The organism is Enterococcus dispar ATCC 51266, from assembly GCF_000406945.1.
In the GTDB taxonomy this organism is placed as follows: domain Bacteria; phylum Bacillota; class Bacilli; order Lactobacillales; family Enterococcaceae; genus Enterococcus_C; species Enterococcus_C dispar.
On sequence record NZ_KE136354.1, the window covers coordinates 1,535,116 to 1,553,503 of the forward strand.

An 18,388-nucleotide genomic window follows, 5' to 3' on the forward strand; every position below is an offset into this window, starting at 1 on the left:
CGTTTCCTCCTTTTACAAGACCGATTGATTATCGTTTAATTTTTTCGTAACAATATTGGTTGCAGCTAACAAAATAACTGAAATAATTGAGATTCCAAGCCCCACGGCTGTTGCATAAGAAAAGTCTCCTTGCATTAAACCAACACGATAAACGTAAGAATTAATGACTTCTGCTTTAGGCTGATTTTGAGAATTCATCAAAACTAAAGTTTGATCTAAATTCGAATTGAATAAACCGCTTACACTTAAGATTAAATTTAACGAAATGATATTGCGAATCATGGGAATCGTAATACTCCAAATTTGACGTAGTCGTGAAGCACCATCCATTTTGGCAGCCTCATAATACGTTGGATCAATACGCGCCATCGTGGCCAAATATAAAATTGTTCCCCATCCAGCTTCTTTCCAAACATCTGATAAAGAAGCAATCCACCAATATTTACCAACGTCTAGCATGTGATTTTGCTTCGTCTGGATACCGATGAAGTTTAACAACTCATTAATCATCCCGTTTGAAGAAAACCAGGTAATAATCATCCCACCTAAAATAATCCATGATAAAAAGTGTGGTAGATAAGAAATTGTTTGAATCACCCGCTTAAAGACACTGTCTCGTAATTCGTAAATCATCACGGCGATAATAATCGGTAAGACAAATCCAAAGGCTAGTTTCAATGCGCTAATGCCCAATGTATTCACAACCGATTGCCAAAAGTACTTATCTTCCATAATGATTTTGAAGTTTTCAAATCCCACCCACTGCGCACTGTCAATGGTGTCAATTACGGTGTAATTTTTAAAGGCAATCACTAAGCCGTAAATAGGAATAAAACTAAAAATAATCATATAAACAATCCCAGGAATTGCCATCGACTGTAATTGCCATTGGTGTCCAAAATCTCGCCACCATTTTTTAAAACGTGCCCCTAGGGTTGGTTTGGCTTTTGCTTCCAACATATTTTCCTCCTAATTTCTAATCTTATTTTTGCAACTCGACTGCTGTTGTCGTTTCACCACGGATTAAACGACAATCTAAAATTTTATTCTCGCCAGCTTTATCACCGGCAATTAAAGCCAAAAGCTCTATCACTGCTTCTTTTCCTTGTGTTCTAATCGGGTTTTGAACAGTAGTTACTCGCGGCTTGAAATAGCGTAATAACTCGATATCATCAAAACCAATTACACTAAAATCAGTAGGAACTTGCAGATTGTTTGCTTCCACAGCTTTAATGACACCAATTGCACTTAAATCATTACCGGCAATCCATGCTGTCGGCCAGTCCTTTTTGTCGGTTGTCTTTAAATAGTGATCGATATTTTCAAAACTCGCTTTTTCTTCAAATAATCCAGGGATAATCCAAGTATCATTTACAGTTAGCTCGGCGGCGCGCATCGCTTGAACATAACCTAAGTAACGCTCATCACTGTCATAAACGCCAGGATGTCCCGGCAAAAAACCGATTTTTTGATGTCCTTTTGCAATCAACTCTTTTGTAGCGAGTCTTCCTGCTTTACGAGAAGCAAAAACAATACTGCTGATACTACGATCATTGATTTGTCGATCCATAAATACAGCATTAATTCTTTCTGATTGAATTGTACTGAGCGCCTCATCATCAATTAAATCTTCAAAACCGATAAAACCATCCACCATATTCCCTAATAGATGTGAAGTTAAAACTTGTTTATCAGAAGAGATAATGACATTCACCCCGTAGTGATGTTTTTCTGCTTCTTTTACAATTGCTTCTATTAAAGTGCTAAAGTAAGGACCAATAATGGTATGCGTATAAAAACCAATCATTTTTGTGCGCTTTGCTTTCAAATTTTTCCCCATCAAATTGGGGGTATAATGAAGTTTTTTTGCTGCTGCAATAACTTTTTCTTTTGTCTTTGGTTTCACCACGTCAACGTCGTTTAACGCTTTTGAAACAGTTGCAATAGAAACGTTAGCTTCTTTTGCGACTTCCCGAATTGTGACCCTCTCTTTCATAACTCCTCCCAAATAAAAACGTTTTTATTTTATTTAAATAAAAAAGAATGTGTTACTTTTTACATTCATATCATAAATAAAAACGTTTTCAAAAACAATAGTTTACAGTCGAGTTGGTTTTCGTTTCAACTTTTGGAAAAAAATGTCAAAATGGTACCTGTTGTACCACTGATAGGTTTAAAGTTATGAAATAAATCTTAGACAAAGCGTTACTTTTAAAACAGATTTAAAGCAGTTGCAACTGTACCTTGTCCACAATTTCAGTTGCACTAGTGGCTAAAAACAGCTGAATTTCACCTGGATCTGAATATCTTTTTAAGTTTTCATGAACGTAAGCAAAATCTTTAGGTGAAAGAACAAATGAAATTGTTTTTGACTCTCCTGCTTCAAGATAGACTTGTTTCCACTTTAATAATTCGATTTTAGGACGAATCATTTCAGTCACTTCATCTTGAAAATAAACTTGTGGCAAGGCAAAACCAGGAATTTGCGAGTCATTGCCAACGGTAAAACGAAGTGTTGCTTTTTCTCCTTTTGCAAGACTACTTTGTGATAAAGAAAAATCGCTAAAGGTAAAACGACTATAAGATAAACCATGACCAAAAGCATATAACGGTCCATTTTCCTCATCCAAGTAGCGCGAAATATATTTCTCTTGACCATTGTCTTTAGTTTTGGGACGTCCTGTCGACATCTCCTGATAAGAATATGGTAGTTGACCGACACTGCGGGGAAAACTCATTGGTAAATGCCCACTGAAGTTTTCCTCTCCGCTTAATAGCGCAGCTAATGCAGAACCCATCTCACTGCCTAAAAACCAGCCTGAAATAATTGCTGCTGTTTTTGCTGCTTCTTGTGTTAAAACAAGTGGTCGTCCACTAAATGTAATTAAAATCGTAGCCGGATTATTTTGGGCGGCCACAGCCACTAATTTTTGTTCAACCCCAGACAATTCCAAATTTGCACGACTAGCCGCTTCTCCAGCCTCATCACTGGTTTCACCAACAGCTAAAAGTACTTTATCAGCTTCTTTTACAGCCGTTATAACTGTTTGCCAATCTTTTTGATTATCGTCAATTTCCATCACTACAATTTGAGGAAATTTAGCTGTCAGTCCGTCTGCAAGACTGACAGCTTTTTGTCTATCCCCAATCCATGACCAAGCTCCCAAAACATCTTGGGTCGTTCCCTTGGTCCCAATTAATAAAATTTTCTCTGATTTTTTAAGAGGTAAGGCTCCTTCATTTTTTAAAAGAACTGCCGAACGAAGAGCTGCTTTATAGGCTAATTTTCTTAATTTGGTTTTATCAACCTGCGTTTTTAAACCACGATACGGATTTTCAAACAAGCCTAAATCATTTTTTAAATTTAATACCCGTAATACAGCTTCATCTAGTTGTTCTGTAAGATTTTCAGCGAGAATGATTTCAGCTAGCTCTTGCAAGTAGCAATCGGTCATCATATCAATATCAATCCCCGCTGTGAAAGCTTTGTAACTTGCTTGATGGGGGTTTTCAGCTACACGATGCTGCATTAATTCCCCAATTGCTGCCCAGTCTGAAATAAGAACCCCTTTAAAACCTAATTCATGCCGCAAAACATTTTGAATGAGCTTTTTATTGGCAGTAACAGGAATGCCTTTGAAACTATTAAAAGACGTCATCACCATTTTGACGCCACTAGCTATCGCACCTTCAAAAGCAGGTAAATAATTTTGATACATTTCAACATCCGAGATATCCACAGTATTGTAATCGCGACCGCCTTCAGCGGATCCATAACCAATAAAATGTTTCACACAAGCGGCAATATGATTTTCTTCAGTAGCAAGATTATCCCCTTGATAGCCCCGAACATAACTTTCTGTTAGCACTTTAGAAAGTCTAGGGTCTTCTCCATTACTTTCTAAAACTCGGCCCCAACGCGGATCTTTAACATAATCTGCCATAGGTGAAAAAGTTACGTGAACCCCTTCTGTCGCTGCTTCAGCACCTGTAGCAGCAGCTACTTTTTCAATCATAGCCGCATCAAAACTAGCTGCTAAAGCCAGTGGAATCGGAAAGATTGTTTCATAGCCATGAATAACATCTGCCATAAAAATTAACGGAATCTTATGACGACTATTTGCCAAATAATCTCTTTGAATTTTTTTGACCTCATCGCTACGGTGGGTCCCTAAAACAGAGCCAATCTGATAAAGCTGCTCGTTATTCATTGACCACTGTGACATTGGACCCGTGATTTCTCCTGGATTACCAAAAAAATCAGGTGTGACTTGAACCAACTGTCCCACTTTTTCTGCCAAAGTTAAATCAGCTAAAATTGCTTTAAGCTTTGTTTTTTCCATACTTGCTCCTCTTAAACTAGTTTTCTTGAATCAGCTTTTGATACCAAGCAAAAGAATCTTTTTTCAAACGCTTCAAAGTCCCATTTCCTACATTGTCTTTGTCAACATAAATAAAACCATAACGTTTTTCCATTTCACCTGAACCAAAGCTGACTAAATCAATTACCCCCCAAGGCGTATACCCCATTAAATCTACTCCATCCACATTTACTGCCAATTCCATTTGATCGATGTGTTTTTGTAAATAATCAATGCGATAAGGATCATGAATCTTCCCATCTTCTAATTTATCGTACGCACCAAAGCCATTTTCCACAATAAAAAGTGGCAGATTATACCGTTCATAAACGATATTTAATGTGTAGCGTAAACCGACAGGATCAATTTGCCAACCCCAATCACTTGCTGAAACATATGGATTTAAAACCACTTTAGCTTCTGGAAATTCTGTAATTTCATCGCCTGCTACGTCTGGTAGCGTGGTAACTGCACCTGACATATAATAGCTAAAGCCAATATAGTCAACGGTCCCTTCTTTTAACGCTTGCCGTTCTTCTTGTGTGATTTCAATCTCATACCCCTTTTGTTCCCAATATTTTTGGGCATAAGCTGGAATAATCCCCCGAGCATGAATATCCGAATAAAAGAAACGACGATCCATCACTTTCACTGAAGCCATTAAATCACTTGGATTACATGAGTAAGGATAAATGGGTACATAAGCCATCATGCAGCCAATTTGAAAATCAGGATTAATTTCATGGCCCAACTTGACAACTTTAGCGCTGGCAATTAGTTCATTTAAGCCAGCTTGAAATGTTAAGGCTTCTTTATTGTCCCCTTCTTCGAATAATAAAGCTGAATTAGTCCATGTATGTAGCGTATGTTGGCCATCTGCTTGATTGTTGATTTCATTAAAGGTCATCCAATACTTCACTTTGTCTTTGTAACGTGTCATGACGGTTTTAGCATAGTGAACAAAAAAATCAATGAGCTTTTTATTCGTAAAACCACCGTATTTTTCGTATAAGTGATACGGAATTTCAAAATGCGATAGTGTGATTACCGGTTCAATATTATTTTTTAACAGTTCATCAAATAAATCATCGTAAAATTGTAGCCCTGCTTCATTTGGTTTTTCTTCATCCCCATTTGGAAAAATCCGCGTCCAGTTAATGGATGTACGAAACGCCTTTAAACCTAACTCTTTGAATAGCGCAATATCTTCTTTATAGTGATGATAAAAATCAATCGCTTCATGGTTAGGATAATTTTTTCCTTCAATAATTCCTTTTGTAATTTCTCGCGCTACGCCGTTTGCACCAGCTGTCATAACATCAGCAGTACTAACACCTTTTTTATCAACATTCCAAGCACCTTCAACTTGATGGGCAGCGACTGCTCCACCCCATAAAAAATCTTTTGGAAATTTATTTGCCATTTTTTGTCACCTCATTTTCTTAATTACGTTTAGTATAATTGGCAGCGTTTTATTCCTCAATAAACTTTAGGAACTCTGGCATCAGAATCAGTAAAAAGAAAAAAACACCATCCTGGTACCGCTTGTACCACATGGTGTTTTTGGTAACTTATTTTTGATGTAATTCATCCTCTTGCCTTTGTAAACGTTCTGCCAACTGCTCAATCAAGAAGATACAAGGGATCTGGCTCGTTAAATCTTCATGTTTTTTTACTCGCCTTACATCGACATGATAATCCAAAACATAATCTGACATCCGCCCCAGAGTAGAGTTGATATCCGAAGTAATAGCAATTGTTAAAAAATCATCTTTATTGCGAAAACCATTGGCCACTTCTACGACTTCATTTGTCATTCCTGAAACAGATAGTGTTACTAAAATATTATCACTGGTATTTTGTAATTTGGACATAATAGGATAAGTAGGGTCAATTAAAGGATAGCTATTATATCCAATGGATGCAAAGCGTCGTGCAGCATATTCACAAATTGATCCAGAAGCACCAATTCCAAAAAAGATAATATTTTCACAGTATTGGATTTTCTCTACGATTTGATTTAACTTACTTTGGATATCTCGTGGAAAACGTTCACGACTTAAAATAGTCAATGCCTCTTCAAAGCCTTCACTTTTAGCTGCTTGCACACTAAATTGGCTACGAAATTCGGTAAAACTCTCATAGCCTAGTTTTCGAATTAACCGCATAACAGAAGACGCTGAAGTATGGGATTCCTGTGCAATATCTCGGACTCGCATATAAGGAATTTTATCAGCATTGCTACTCATATAATGGTAAATTGCCTGATCTGTATCAGATAGTACGTTAAAATCAATGTTGCCAAAAAAACTCATCTTTTATCCTCCTAGAGCGGCCGACTTTTTGAGCACGCTTTCTTGACTATTCTACCTAAAAAAAGAAAAATCACCAATAGAAAAAAGATTACCGCTAAAATTACTCAGCTTATTTCTCAGAAAAGCTAGTGGATAAATCACTGGCTTATAAAGAAGTTGTAAGTATAAATTACATTATTTTGGTTAAAATAAAATTTTCTACTCCACCAAAGAGCACAACAGCCTTAGCAGATTGTGCTCTTTAGGAGTAATTATAATTAACTTGCAAACTGACTATTATAAAGATTGACGTAAAAATCGCCTTTTTTCATTAGACTAGCGTGACTACCTTGCTCGATAATAGCACCATCTTTCATCACCAAAATCAAATCTGCATTTTTGATAGTTGATAGGCGGTGGGCAATCACAAAACTCGTACGCTCAGCCGTTAAACGGTCCATTGCCTGTTGAATCATTTCTTCGGTACGGGTATCGACGCTTGAAGTTGCCTCGTCCAAAATCAACAGTTGCGGATTGGCAAGAATTGCGCGCGCAATCGTCAAAAGCTGTTGTTGTCCTTGAGAGATTTGACTGCCATCGGTTGAAATTATCGTGTCATAGCCTTTTGGCAATGTCAAAATAAAGTGGTGACATTGCGCTGCTTTTGCCGCAGCAATAATTTCAGTGCGACTGGCATTTGGTTGTCCATAAGCAATATTAGCTGCCACCGTTCCTTCAAAGAGCCATGTGTCTTGTAAGACCATACCAAATTTTTGACGAATCTCCCCCCTTGCAAAATGACGAATATTTTTACCGTCAACTTCAATTTGTCCTTTACTTAATTCGTAAAAACGCATCAATAAATTAATCATGGTCGTTTTACCCGCACCAGTTGGTCCTACAATAGCTACCATTTGCTTTGGTTTTACAGTGAAATTGACATCTTTCATTAACAATTGGTCTTTTTCATAACCAAAAGAAACGTGTTTGAAACTTACTTTTCCACGTATTTGGGATGGTAAGGTAGCATTTAGTTCATTTTCCTTTTCGCAAGGTAAATCAAGAATTTCAAAGATTCGCTCCAAAGCGGCAAAGGCACTTTGCAAACTGTTGATTACATAGGATACTTGTGTAATCGGTTCTGATACTTGATTTACATATTGTAAATAAGCTTGAACTAAACCGATTGATAACTGACCGTTAATAACCATTAGCCCACCGACAACTGCACTAATCACAAAGCCAAGCTGGTTAATTAGTCGAATCAAGGGATTAATAGCAAAACTGACAAATTGAGCTTTTTTAAAAGCCTGAAATTGGGCTTCATTCAATTTGTCTAAGTCTGATTCTATTTGCTGCTGGCGGTTATATGCTTTAATAACCAAATTCCCTGAATATGTTTCCTCGGCCTTTGTTCCAACGTAACCTAAAGCTGCCTGATTTTCCGAAAAATAATCTTGATTTTTCTGAGCTAAGAAATTCGTTAGCGCTAAACTCAGCAACAAAATGATCACGATACCAAAGGTCAGTAACGGACTAAGATAAATCATTAACCCCACCCCGATGATAATAGATAAGATTGCTGAAATCATCTGCATCAGTCCTACTTGTAAAACTTCAGATACTTTATCCAAATCAAGAGTTGTCCGTGTCAATATGTCACCTGTTTTATACTGGTCAAAAAATTTGATCGGTAAATGATTCATCTTTTGTGTCAATTGTTTTCGTAAGCGTAATGTTAATGTTTCTGCTACGCTTGCCATGGTGTATTCTTGCAAAAGCGAGAATAGCGCAATACCCCCCCATGCCAAAAATAATAATAAGACTGGCTGCCACAATACCCGTCTTAAGTTGGCTGTTGTTATTTCACCCGCACGTAATAAAGCAACAATGGTATCTAGCCCCCAGCCTAAAATTAAAGGTGTAATTGCCATTAATGTTGCAAAGAAAATGGCAGAAATAACAATCACTACAAAACGGCGCTTTTGCTCTAATAATAAACGAAATAGCCGCTGACCCGTTTTTTTGAAATCTTGTGGCATTTCGCGATTCTTTAACTCAACCTGCTTTGTGCTCATGTTTTTCCTCCATTCCTTGGGACTTGGCAAATTCTTGATAAACGCTGCAAGTTGTAATTAACGTCTCATGAGTACCTTGACCCACAATTTTTCCTTCATCTAATACGATAATTTGGTCCGCATCCTTAATAGTCGAAAGGCGTTGTGCTACGATCACAATTGCTGCATCTTTTAAATACGTTTTTAAAGCTTGACGTAATTTAGCATCGGTTTGATAATCCAGCGCTGAAAAACTGTCATCAAAGAAATATACTGCTGCTGGTTTAATCAATGCCCGTGCAATACTTAGGCGTTGTTTTTGTCCACCAGAAAAATTGTTTCCTTTTTGAGCAATTGGGGCCTCATACTTTTGTGGTAAAGAAGTGATAAAGTCAGCGGCTTGGGCAACTTCAGCGGCTTTAGCCACTTGCTCTTTTGTTGCCGCAGGATTTCCAAAAAGGAAATTATCGAAAATCGTACCACTAAATAGGAAAGCTTTTTGTGGCACATAACTGATTTTTTGTCGCAATGCTTCTTGCGTGACGTTTTTAATCGGCACCCCACCAAAGAGGATTTCACCTTCAGCCGTATCTTTAAAGCGCAATAGTGCTTTTGCAATTGTACTTTTACCAGAGCCTGTTCCACCAACAATTGCCGTCACACCTTTAAAAATATCAAAGGTAATATCAGATAAGACCGGCTCTTGTGCACCACTATATGTGAAATCAACCTGTTTAAAAGAAACAATCGGTTTATTATCTGCCAGCACAAATTCGGCTATATCACCATCCACAATTTCTTCATTTGCCGCTAAAACTGCACCAATCCGCTCTAACGAAGCGAGTGCTTTTGGTATCATCACAATTACCATTGCAGCCATAGTCAAAAACCATAAACTTAAAACAGTATATTCACTAATTGCAGTTAAACTGCCGATTGGCACCATACCTTGCATCACAAAAACACCACCAAAGGCTAAAACAGCTGTCATACCTAAACCCATCACTAAATTTACCGTTGGATTTAACACTGCAAAAAGTTTATTGACCGCAATCATAACTTCTGCATAACTGCTAAAAGTTTGATCCGTTCTTTTTTTCTCATCATTTGTTTTGTCAAACGCACGAATCACCCGAACACCGGTATAAAATTCCCGCAAAATCTGCATCATTTTATCCATTCGTTGCTGCATCACATCTGCTAAAGGAATAGCTTTTTTAATAACCAGCAGTGCTACAAGTGAAAATAAAGTGATCGAAGCAATGGGAATCCAAATAAACTGCCATGAAATCATCCCTGTCAAAACAATTGACGCCAAACAAATAAGGGGTGCTGGCACAATCATTTGAAAAACCATCATCAAAATTTGTTGAATATTGGTAATATCACTTGTGGTTCTGGCCAAAAGTGTTGGCGTCCCAAATGCATCCAAATCTGCTAAGGATAATTTCTGGGTTTTAGCTACTAATTTTTTTCTCAAAAAATAACCAAATCGACCAGCTAAAATAGCAGAGTAATAACTCGCGGCAATCGCAACTACGCCTGTGATAAGGGCAATCGCTAACATCAACAGCCCGTTTTTCCAAATTGCTCCTTGGTTTTGTGTCAAAATACCTTCATCAATAATTTCAGCGACATAATAAGGAATCAACAATGTTCCAACTGCTTGTGCTACCATTAAAATGAAGGTGACAAAGAACATCTTGTGATACTCTTTAAAAAAGATTTTAAATAATTTCATCTTTTTTCCCTCCTTCTCCTATGGTAGGATAAACTGTAACGTAACGTTACAGTCAAGACGGAAAGGAAACTTTTTGATGAAAAAATATTTAACCGTAAGTGAAATGGCAAATTATGCCGGCATCAGCCGCCGAACGTTAATTTATTATGATCAAATAAATCTCTTCAAGCCTGCAAAAATTGGCGCAAACGGCTATCGCTATTACGGCATTGAACAGTATTTTGAACTGGACGTTATCTTACTTTTGAAAAATCTTGACGTTTCACTTGATGAAATTGATACTTTTTTGAAAAATAGAAACGTTACTGCTGTTTTAGCTGGTTTCAAACGCCAAAAAGAAAAAGTCGACGAAGAGATAAATAAACTTAAACGCATTCGTAATTCCCTTGATAGTTATATTACACGCTACACTACCTTAGAAAATTTCGATTTAAAATCAATCACATATACCTACAGAGAAGCTGAGTATTTTGTAATCTCAGATATTATCGAAAACTTTGATGACATTGATGCTCTGCAAGTCTATGGGCGTTTTTATAATTCTGTTGACAGCAGCGATCTTTTTAGTGGCTATCCGATTGGTTTTTTAGTAGACGGTGCGGCGTTTTATGAAGAAAATTTTCATGCTGCGCCTTATCGTGCCTTAGTTAAAATTCCACCTGAACGCTTAGCCCATTACGAGAAACAACGTATCATACAACGACCAGCCGGTTATTATGTTTCTGGTTTTATGAAAGATGAAATTCATTATATTAATATTTTTAACAATCGCTTTCGTAATTACTTAAAAGATAATCATTTGGTTTTAAATGGCGATATTTGGGAATTGCTTTGGCAAGATGAAGCGGCCTCAGAAAATCCTGAAGATCAGATTTTTGAAGTCTTAATTCCCGTTAAACCAGCTAATTAAGCATATCCAAGCAAATAAACCGATATTCACTGCCAAAATAAAACCTCGTTAAAATCAGCTGATTCTAACGAGGTTTTTGGTCATTTAAAAAGAAAAAACTTCAGACCAAATTGATCTGAAGTTTAAAAGTTTAATGTAATTAAGCTTTGTTTGCTGAACCGAACCAGTCAATGTGTTCTTCAGCATCTTTAACGATAGCAGCTTTACCTGGTGCTAATAATTTACGAGGGTCAAAGCCTTTACCTTCTTGATCTTTGCCAGCTTCGATGTATTCACGAGTTGCTTTAGCAAATGATAATTGGAATTCAGTATTAACGTTAACTTTAGAAACACCCATTGAGATAGCTTTTTGGATTTGTTCTTTTGGAATACCTGAACCGCCGTGTAATACCAATGGTACATCATGACCAACAGCATCTGCGATTTCTTGTAAGTGGTCAAATGCAAGACCTTGCCAGTTTTCTGGGTAAACACCGTGGATGTTACCAATACCACATGCTAAGTAGTCGATACCTGTAGCAACCATTTGTTTACATTCTTCAATGTCAGCTAATTCGCCAGCACCGATGATACCGTCTTCTTCCCCACCAATTGAACCAACTTCACATTCAACTGAGATACCTTTAGCGTGTGCTTTTGCAACAACGTCTTTAGCTAATTTCAAGTTTTCTTCAAATGGTAAATGAGAACCATCGAACATAACTGAAGTGTAGCCAGCTTCGATACATGCTAAAGCTGCTTCGTAGTCACCATGGTCTAAGTGGATTGCAACTGGAACTGTAATATTCATTGATTCAACTAAGTCGTTGATCATGTTAACAGCTAATTTGTAACCACCCATGTATTTTGCTGCACCCATTGAAGTTTGGATTAGAACAGGGGCTTTTTTAGCTTCTGCTGCTTCCAAAATCGCTTGAGTCCATTCTAAGTTATTTGTGTTGTAACCGCCGACAGCGTAACCACCTTTACGGGCTGCTTTTAGAAATTCTGCTGCTGATACTACTGGCATAAAAAATTCCTCCTAAGTTTTAATAAACTTTATTTGTTAGGCATATCCTAACCACCGCTACTATTTTAGCAAATATTTCCTGCTATTACCACTAAAATGGCAGATTAATTCTTTCATAAAAAGATTGCACAAATTTAAATAGCGGCTGTTTTCAATAGTTTTTCTGAAAAACTTTGTTACATTCCGCTTTGCCATTGCTTTTTCCTTTCAAAAGATAACAACGCTAATTCTTTTTCTCTGCAAATTATTTCACAGACTTTTTTTAATTTTTTCGTCTATCTTAAAAAAAAGCAAAAAAATACCTGAAATTAGTTATGTGTCTACTCCTCTTTTTTAGCTAAAAGAACAGCTTTTTTCACAACATATTTCAGGTATTCCGTTTATTGATTTAACACGTTGTGACGAACAACGGATTATTGATTTTCTAACGCTGCTCCGACAAAAGCTTTAATTAATTGTTGCGGACGTGTTGGACGAGAAATTAATTCAGGATGGAACTGACAACCGACAAAGAATTTTTTATCTGGTAATTCAACAATTTCTACTAAACGATTGTCTGGTGAAACTCCGGAGAAGACTAAGCCTTCTGCTTCAAACATTTCACGATACTTGTTGTTAAATTCATAACGGTGACGATGACGTTCTTGCACTACTTCTTCATTTCCATAAGCAGCTGCAGTTTTTGTTCCTTTTTTCAACTTACATGGGTACAAACCTAAACGCAAGGTTCCGCCCATATTTTCAATATTTTCTTGATCCGCCATTAAATCAATAATATTGTTTGGTGTGTCTGGATTTGTTTCTGCTGAATTGGCATCTTTCAAGCCGACAACATTGCGGGCAAATTCAACACAGGCCATTTGCATACCTAAACAAATACCCAAAAATGGTACATCATTTTCTCGAGCGTAACGAATCGCTTCAATTTTCCCTTCGACACCACGGTCCCCAAATCCACCAGGAACTAAAATGCCGTCTGCATCTTTTAATACTTCCGCAACATTCTCTTTATTAACATCTGCAGATTGGATCCAGTCAATGGCAATATCAGAATCAAAAGCAAATCCAGCGTGTTTTAATGCTTCTACAACAGAGATATAAGCATCTGGTAATTCCACATATTTTCCGACTAAAGCAATTCGCGTTGTTTTCTTCAAGTTTAGGACTTTTTCTTCTAAAGCACGCCATTCAGTCATATCTGCTTCTGGTACATCTAATTTTAAATGTTCACATACAATTTGATCCATTTTTTGCGCTTGTAAAGCTAAAGGAATCGAATATAATGTTTCCACATCACGGGATTCAATAACAGCTTCTGGTGCTACATCACAAAATTGCGCCAATTTATTTTTAGTACTTTGGGAAACAGGTTGTTCTGTTCGTACTACCAAAATATTGGGTTGAATACCTAACCCACGTAATTCTTTTACACTATGTTGTGTTGGTTTAGTTTTCATTTCACCAGCAGCTTTTAAATAAGGAATTAGTGTCGTATGAATGTACATGACATTATCTGAACCAACATCAGCCTTCATTTGGCGTAGTGCTTCTAAAAATGGTAAAGATTCAATATCACCAACAGTTCCGCCGACTTCTGTAATAATTACATCAGAATCAGTAAGCTTCGCTGCACGCATAATTTTTTCTTTAATTTCATTGGTAATATGAGGAATAACTTGGACAGTGGCGCCTAAGTACTCGCCTTTACGTTCTTTACGTAAAACTTCAGAATAAATTTTACCTGTCGTAACATTGGAATATTTGTTTAAGTTAATGTCAATAAAACGTTCGTAGTGACCAAGATCCAAATCCGTTTCGGCCCCATCATCTGTTACAAAAACTTCTCCGTGTTGGTAAGGACTCATCGTACCAGGATCGACATTGATGTAAGGATCAAATTTTTGAATCGTCACCTTTAAACCACGATTTTTCAATAGACGTCCTAGCGAAGCGGCCACAATACCTTTACCAATCGACGACACAACGCCGCCGGTTACAAAAATATATTTTGTCATTAATTAAAAACTCCTTCTATATTTTTTTACAGGAAAAGCTTCTGTAAATAAAAGAAGCTCCCTATCCAAATTGAATAGGGAGCATATTTTCCAGAACTTTGACCCTAAAGTAATTAGGGTGCCCAAGTAGGATATTACAATCTCTACTATCTTTTGTCAATAACCCATTTTTATAAAAGGCTTTCATCTTAAGAAATAATTTAGTCGTCATTTCCCGTCAGTAAAACCGCCAGCTTATTCTGCTATATTCCAATGCCTCAGCTAAAAATGTGAGAGAATTTTCTAATTTTTATCTGCTTCCTCAAAATAACGCTAAAAACGTTTTCTTAAACTTAAACGCGCAATGGTTCTCTTTCTTGATAACCGGTATAGTTTGCAACGTGTAAAAGTTCCTTTGCATTTTTTATGCGAGTTTCAGTTGGTGGTTCAATGCCTTCCAAAGGATATTTCAAGCCCATTTCCTGCCATTTGTACTTGCCCATCGTATGATAAGGTAAGATTTCTACCTTTTTTATTACATCGATTCGTGCATTGTCCGCGCAATGACATCATCTTGTTGTTCTTTGGTTAACTTGATAAAGTTCACGGCATAACCGGATACCCGAATAGTTAATTGTGGGTATTTTTCTGGATGTGCTTGCGCATCTAACAAGGTATCCCGATTGAAGACGTTAATATTCAAGTGGTGACCACCTTTTGCCGCATAACCGTCTAACATTGTAGCTAAGTTTTCTTCTTGTGTTGCTTCATCACGACCTAATGCCTTTGGCACGATAGAGAAGGTATTGGAAATACCATCTAGTGAGTAGTCATAAGGAATTTTCGCTACAGAAGACAAGCTTGCTAACGCACCGTGAGTATCGCGACCGTGCATTGGGTTAGCTCCTGGCGCAAATGGTTGACCAGCGCGACGCCCGTCTGGTGTATTTCCCGTTTTCTTCCCGTAAACAACATTGGAAGTAATCGTCAAAATAGAAGTGGTATGTTTAGCATCCCGATATGTTTTGTTACGTTTTACTTTTGTCATGAAGGTCTTCAATAAGTTCACAGCGATTTCGTCGACGCGATCATCGTTGTTCCCATATTTTGGATAGTCTCCTTCAATGATATAGTCTTCTACGATACCATTTTCATCACGAACTGTTTTAACTTTGGCATATTTAATCGCAGATAAAGAGTCAACGGCTACAGAGAAGCCTGCAATACCAGTGGCCATAGTGCGTAAGATATCGGTATCTTGTAATGCCATTTCAATACGTTCGTAGGAATATTTATCGTGCATGTAATGGATAATGTTTAATGTATTCAGATACAATTCTGTGATCCAGTCCATCATGGCATCGTATTTTTCAACAACTTCGTCGTAAGCGAGATATTCAGAAGTAATCGGTTGATATTTTGGTCCCACTTGTGCTTTTGATTTTTCATCAACCCCACCATTAATCGCGTATAACAATGTTTTCGCCAAGTTGGCACGCGCGCCAAAGAATTGCATTTGTTTCCCAATGCGCATCGCAGAAACACAACAAGCGATTCCGTAATCGTCACCCCAATGTGGACGCATTACATCATCGTTTTCATATTGAATTGCGGAAGTTTGAATACTCATCTTGGCACAGAATGTTTTGAAGTTATGTGGAAGACGTGTCGACCATAAAACAGTCAAGTTTGGTTCTGGCGCAGGCCCTAAGTTTGATAAGGTGTGCAAGAAACGGAAACTATTTTTTGTGACCATATGACGGCCATCTTCTCCGATACCCCCGATAGATTCTGTTACCCAAGTTGGGTCGCCAGAAAATAGAGCGTTGTAATCAGGTGTCCGCGCAAATTTAACCAAACGCAATTTCATTACAAAATGATCGACAATTTCTTGTGCTTCTTCTTCTGTTAAAACACCATTTTGTAAGTCACGTTCAACATAAATATCTAAGAAAGTTGATGTACGACCAAGAGACATTGCCGCACCATTTTGTTCTTTAATCGCAGCTAAGTAGCCAAGGTATAACCATTGGAAAGCTTCTTTGGCATTAGTAGCCGGTTGTGAAATATCAAAGCCATAAATCGTACCAAGCTCTTTTAATTCGTTTAACGCCCGTAATTGTTCATTTAATTCTTCCCGTTGGCGAATTACGTCATCAGACATCGTACCATTGCCACAGTTGAATAAATCTTTTTGTTTTTCTTTAATTAAGAAGTCTACCCCATATAACGCTACCCGACGATAGTCGCCAATGATACGGCCACGACCATAAGCATCTGGTAAACCAGTGATAACGCCAGAGCGACGTGCTGCGCGCATTTCAGGTGTATAGGCATCAAAAACGCCTTGATTATGTGTTTTACGATAGTCACGGAAAATATGTGAAATTTCAGAATCGATTTCATAGCCATACGCTTCAGCGGCTTGTTCGGACATACGGATTCCACCGAATGGTTGTAAGCTGCGTTTGAAAGGTTTTTCAGTTTGGAAACCGACAACTGTTTCTAATTCTTTGTTTAAATAACCAGGGCCATGAGAAGTAATTGTCGAAACCACTTTGGTATCCATATCTAAAACGCCACCATTGTCACGTTCTTGTTGGTTTAATTCCATTACTTGATCCCAAAGTTTTGTCGTTGCTTCTGTTGGGCCAGCTAGAAATTCATCTGTGCCGTCAAATTGTGTGTAGTTGGCTTGGATAAAATCACGTACGTTCACTTCATTTTGCCAAGCTTTGCCTTTAAATCCGTTCCACGTATTTGTCTGTAAATCTGTCTTTTGCATTTGTCTATACTCCTTTATTTTTAAATAATTCCCATTACACTTGCTACAATTGGAACCACTACCGCTGTTGTAATTCCGACCACGACCACCGAAATACTGGCCATCGCTGTTTCTGTTTCTCCCATTTCCATGCTGACAGCAACCCCTAATGCGTGCCCAGCAGCACCCAAAGCCAAACCTTTTGCAATAGGATTTTTAATCTTAAACCACTTTAAGGCAATTGCGCCTAAAGCATAAACTAAAACGCCATTAAAAATAACTGAAAATGCTGCAATCGATGCAATCCCGCCCACAGAAGTTGCAACTGGAACTGCAATCGCTGTTGTTGCTGCTTGGGGAAGCAGCGATGCAATGAGTTGTGGATGCATTTTAATAATATAACCTGCTAAAACAACTGAGGCCGCTGAAACGACAGAACCAATCGTGATTGCCACCATAATTTCCATAAAATACTTTTTTAAGATATCCCGTTTTTTGTACAAAGGAATAGCAAAAGCAATCGTTGCCGGTTCTAGAAAGAACATAATAATTTTGCCACCTTCGTTATAATCGTCATAACTGATACCTGTAACTTTTAATACTAAAACACCTAAAATCATCGCAACAAATAATGGGGTAAATAAGAAGAAGCCTTTACTTTTCTTAAATAAAAAGGTTCCAATTCCAAAAACGACTAGAGAGATAATAATACCAACATAAGGTGTCATATTAAGAAACCTCCTTTAAACCTTTATTAAGTGATTTTTCTTCGCCTGCTTGGGTATGGCGATCTTTAACACCTAACAATAAACTTGAGCCCCACCCTGTTGCAGCCAGTAGCGCCAAAGTAGCAATTAAGATAACCGCCAGAATTTGAATACCTGAGCTTTTCATAATGCCTAGGGAATTTACTAATGAAATACCTGAAGGAACAAATAGAAAAGTGATGACACTGGATAGATTGTTTGCTAAATCTTCTATTTGTTCAAGTTTCACAATACCGGTACATAAAGCACCAAATAAAAGCAACATACCAATTAGTGAAGGCGAAATAGCAATTGGTAATATTTTTGCAATGCCATTTGAAATTAACATAATAAGGGCAAAGACGAAGGCTTGTTGTAAGAATGAATAAACTTTTTTTTCCATGTTTTTTCGCTCCTTTGTTTTGTTTACATGCTTAGTATACGAAAATCCACGTTTTTGTTACCGCTTTCTTCATAAGTTGCGCGATCTAGAACATGAAATGCAAAAAAAA

13 protein-coding genes and 1 pseudogene are annotated in these 18,388 nt (G+C 37.5%); 1 reads left to right on the forward strand and 13 read right to left on the reverse strand.

The window, feature by feature from the left end:
• Positions 1-12: 12 nt before the first annotated feature.
• From RK01_RS07430 to RK01_RS07460, 7 genes are all read right to left on the reverse strand, one after another.
• Positions 13-960: an ABC transporter permease gene (locus tag RK01_RS07430; protein WP_016172679.1), complete on the reverse strand. Its 948-nt coding sequence runs from the start codon at positions 958-960 to the stop codon at positions 13-15.
• A gap of 22 nt (positions 961-982) precedes the next feature.
• Positions 983-1,996, reverse strand: coding sequence for a LacI family DNA-binding transcriptional regulator (locus RK01_RS07435; protein ID WP_016172680.1), 1,014 nt, complete (start codon positions 1,994-1,996; stop codon positions 983-985).
• A 226-nt stretch (positions 1,997-2,222) separates the two neighbouring features.
• Positions 2,223-4,343, reverse strand: a complete 2,121-nt coding sequence (locus tag RK01_RS07440; RefSeq protein ID WP_016172681.1) for a glycoside hydrolase family 3 N-terminal domain-containing protein — start codon at positions 4,341-4,343, stop codon at positions 2,223-2,225.
• 16 nt (positions 4,344-4,359) lie between these two features.
• The gene (locus RK01_RS07445; RefSeq protein ID WP_016172682.1) at positions 4,360-5,784 is read right to left on the reverse strand and encodes a 6-phospho-beta-glucosidase; all 1,425 of its coding nucleotides are present in this window, start codon (positions 5,782-5,784) and stop codon (positions 4,360-4,362) included.
• A 148-nt stretch (positions 5,785-5,932) separates the two neighbouring features.
• Positions 5,933-6,676 (reverse strand): MurR/RpiR family transcriptional regulator, encoded by a 744-nt coding sequence (locus tag RK01_RS07450; RefSeq protein ID WP_016172683.1) that lies wholly within the window; start codon positions 6,674-6,676, stop codon positions 5,933-5,935.
• Positions 6,677-6,933: 257 nt separating this feature from the next.
• Entirely contained in the window at positions 6,934-8,733 is a 1,800-nt protein-coding gene (locus RK01_RS07455) for an ABC transporter ATP-binding protein (protein ID WP_016172684.1), read from the reverse strand.
• Positions 8,714-10,453, reverse strand: coding sequence for an ABC transporter ATP-binding protein (locus RK01_RS07460; RefSeq protein ID WP_016172685.1), 1,740 nt, complete (start codon positions 10,451-10,453; stop codon positions 8,714-8,716). The genes RK01_RS07455 and RK01_RS07460 overlap by 20 nt, the downstream gene beginning before the upstream one ends.
• A 76-nt stretch (positions 10,454-10,529) precedes the next feature.
• Between RK01_RS07460 and RK01_RS07465 the strand changes: the two genes are divergently transcribed.
• Positions 10,530-11,363 (forward strand): MerR family DNA-binding transcriptional regulator, encoded by an 834-nt coding sequence (locus tag RK01_RS07465; protein ID WP_016172686.1) that lies wholly within the window; start codon positions 10,530-10,532, stop codon positions 11,361-11,363.
• Positions 11,364-11,502: 139 nt separating this feature from the next.
• Here the strand turns inward: RK01_RS07465 and RK01_RS07470 are convergent, their stop codons facing one another.
• The 6 genes and pseudogenes from RK01_RS07470 to lrgA form a co-directional block, all read right to left on the reverse strand.
• A complete protein-coding gene (locus RK01_RS07470; RefSeq protein WP_016172687.1) occupies positions 11,503-12,372 on the reverse strand; it encodes a class II fructose-bisphosphate aldolase in 870 nt (289 codons plus the stop codon).
• A gap of 413 nt (positions 12,373-12,785) precedes the next feature.
• The gene (locus tag RK01_RS07475) at positions 12,786-14,387 is read right to left on the reverse strand and encodes a CTP synthase (protein ID WP_016172688.1); all 1,602 of its coding nucleotides are present in this window, start codon (positions 14,385-14,387) and stop codon (positions 12,786-12,788) included.
• A 332-nt stretch (positions 14,388-14,719) separates the two neighbouring features.
• A pseudogene (gene pflA, locus RK01_RS13525) lies at positions 14,720-14,902 on the reverse strand (pyruvate formate lyase 1-activating protein); the annotation flags it as partial.
• Positions 14,902-17,151, reverse strand: a complete 2,250-nt coding sequence (gene pflB / locus RK01_RS07480) for a formate C-acetyltransferase (RefSeq protein WP_016172689.1) — start codon at positions 17,149-17,151, stop codon at positions 14,902-14,904. The pseudogene pflA and the gene pflB, both read right to left, overlap by 1 nt.
• A gap of 20 nt (positions 17,152-17,171) precedes the next feature.
• Complete coding sequence (gene lrgB, locus RK01_RS07485; protein WP_016172690.1) at positions 17,172-17,858, reverse strand: antiholin-like protein LrgB; 687 nt, start codon at positions 17,856-17,858, stop codon at positions 17,172-17,174.
• A gap of 1 nt (position 17,859) precedes the next feature.
• The gene (gene lrgA / locus RK01_RS07490; protein WP_016172691.1) at positions 17,860-18,279 is read right to left on the reverse strand and encodes an antiholin-like murein hydrolase modulator LrgA; all 420 of its coding nucleotides are present in this window, start codon (positions 18,277-18,279) and stop codon (positions 17,860-17,862) included.
• Positions 18,280-18,388: the final 109 nt, after the last annotated feature.

What these genes read in the sequence shown, in the direction of transcription:
- RK01_RS07430 (WP_016172679.1), bottom strand. Translation starts at nt 960, where the DNA reads ATGTTGGAAGCAAAAGCCAAACCAACCCTAGGGGCACGTTTTAAAAAA.
- RK01_RS07435 (WP_016172680.1), bottom strand. Translation starts at nt 1,996, where the DNA reads ATGAAAGAGAGGGTCACAATTCGGGAAGTCGCAAAAGAAGCTAACGTT.
- RK01_RS07440 (WP_016172681.1), bottom strand. Translation starts at nt 4,343, where the DNA reads ATGGAAAAAACAAAGCTTAAAGCAATTTTAGCTGATTTAACTTTGGCA.
- RK01_RS07445 (WP_016172682.1), bottom strand. Translation starts at nt 5,784, where the DNA reads ATGGCAAATAAATTTCCAAAAGATTTTTTATGGGGTGGAGCAGTCGCT.
- RK01_RS07450 (WP_016172683.1), bottom strand. Translation starts at nt 6,676, where the DNA reads ATGAGTTTTTTTGGCAACATTGATTTTAACGTACTATCTGATACAGAT.
- RK01_RS07455 (WP_016172684.1), bottom strand. Translation starts at nt 8,733, where the DNA reads ATGAGCACAAAGCAGGTTGAGTTAAAGAATCGCGAAATGCCACAAGAT.
- RK01_RS07460 (WP_016172685.1), bottom strand. Translation starts at nt 10,453, where the DNA reads ATGAAATTATTTAAAATCTTTTTTAAAGAGTATCACAAGATGTTCTTT.
- RK01_RS07465 (WP_016172686.1), top strand. Translation starts at nt 10,530, where the DNA reads ATGAAAAAATATTTAACCGTAAGTGAAATGGCAAATTATGCCGGCATC.
- RK01_RS07470 (WP_016172687.1), bottom strand. Translation starts at nt 12,372, where the DNA reads ATGCCAGTAGTATCAGCAGCAGAATTTCTAAAAGCAGCCCGTAAAGGT.
- RK01_RS07475 (WP_016172688.1), bottom strand. Translation starts at nt 14,387, where the DNA reads ATGACAAAATATATTTTTGTAACCGGCGGCGTTGTGTCGTCGATTGGT.
- pflB (WP_016172689.1), bottom strand. Translation starts at nt 17,151, where the DNA reads ATGCAAAAGACAGATTTACAGACAAATACGTGGAACGGATTTAAAGGC.
- lrgB (WP_016172690.1), bottom strand. Translation starts at nt 17,858, where the DNA reads ATGACACCTTATGTTGGTATTATTATCTCTCTAGTCGTTTTTGGAATT.
- lrgA (WP_016172691.1), bottom strand. Translation starts at nt 18,279, where the DNA reads ATGGAAAAAAAAGTTTATTCATTCTTACAACAAGCCTTCGTCTTTGCC.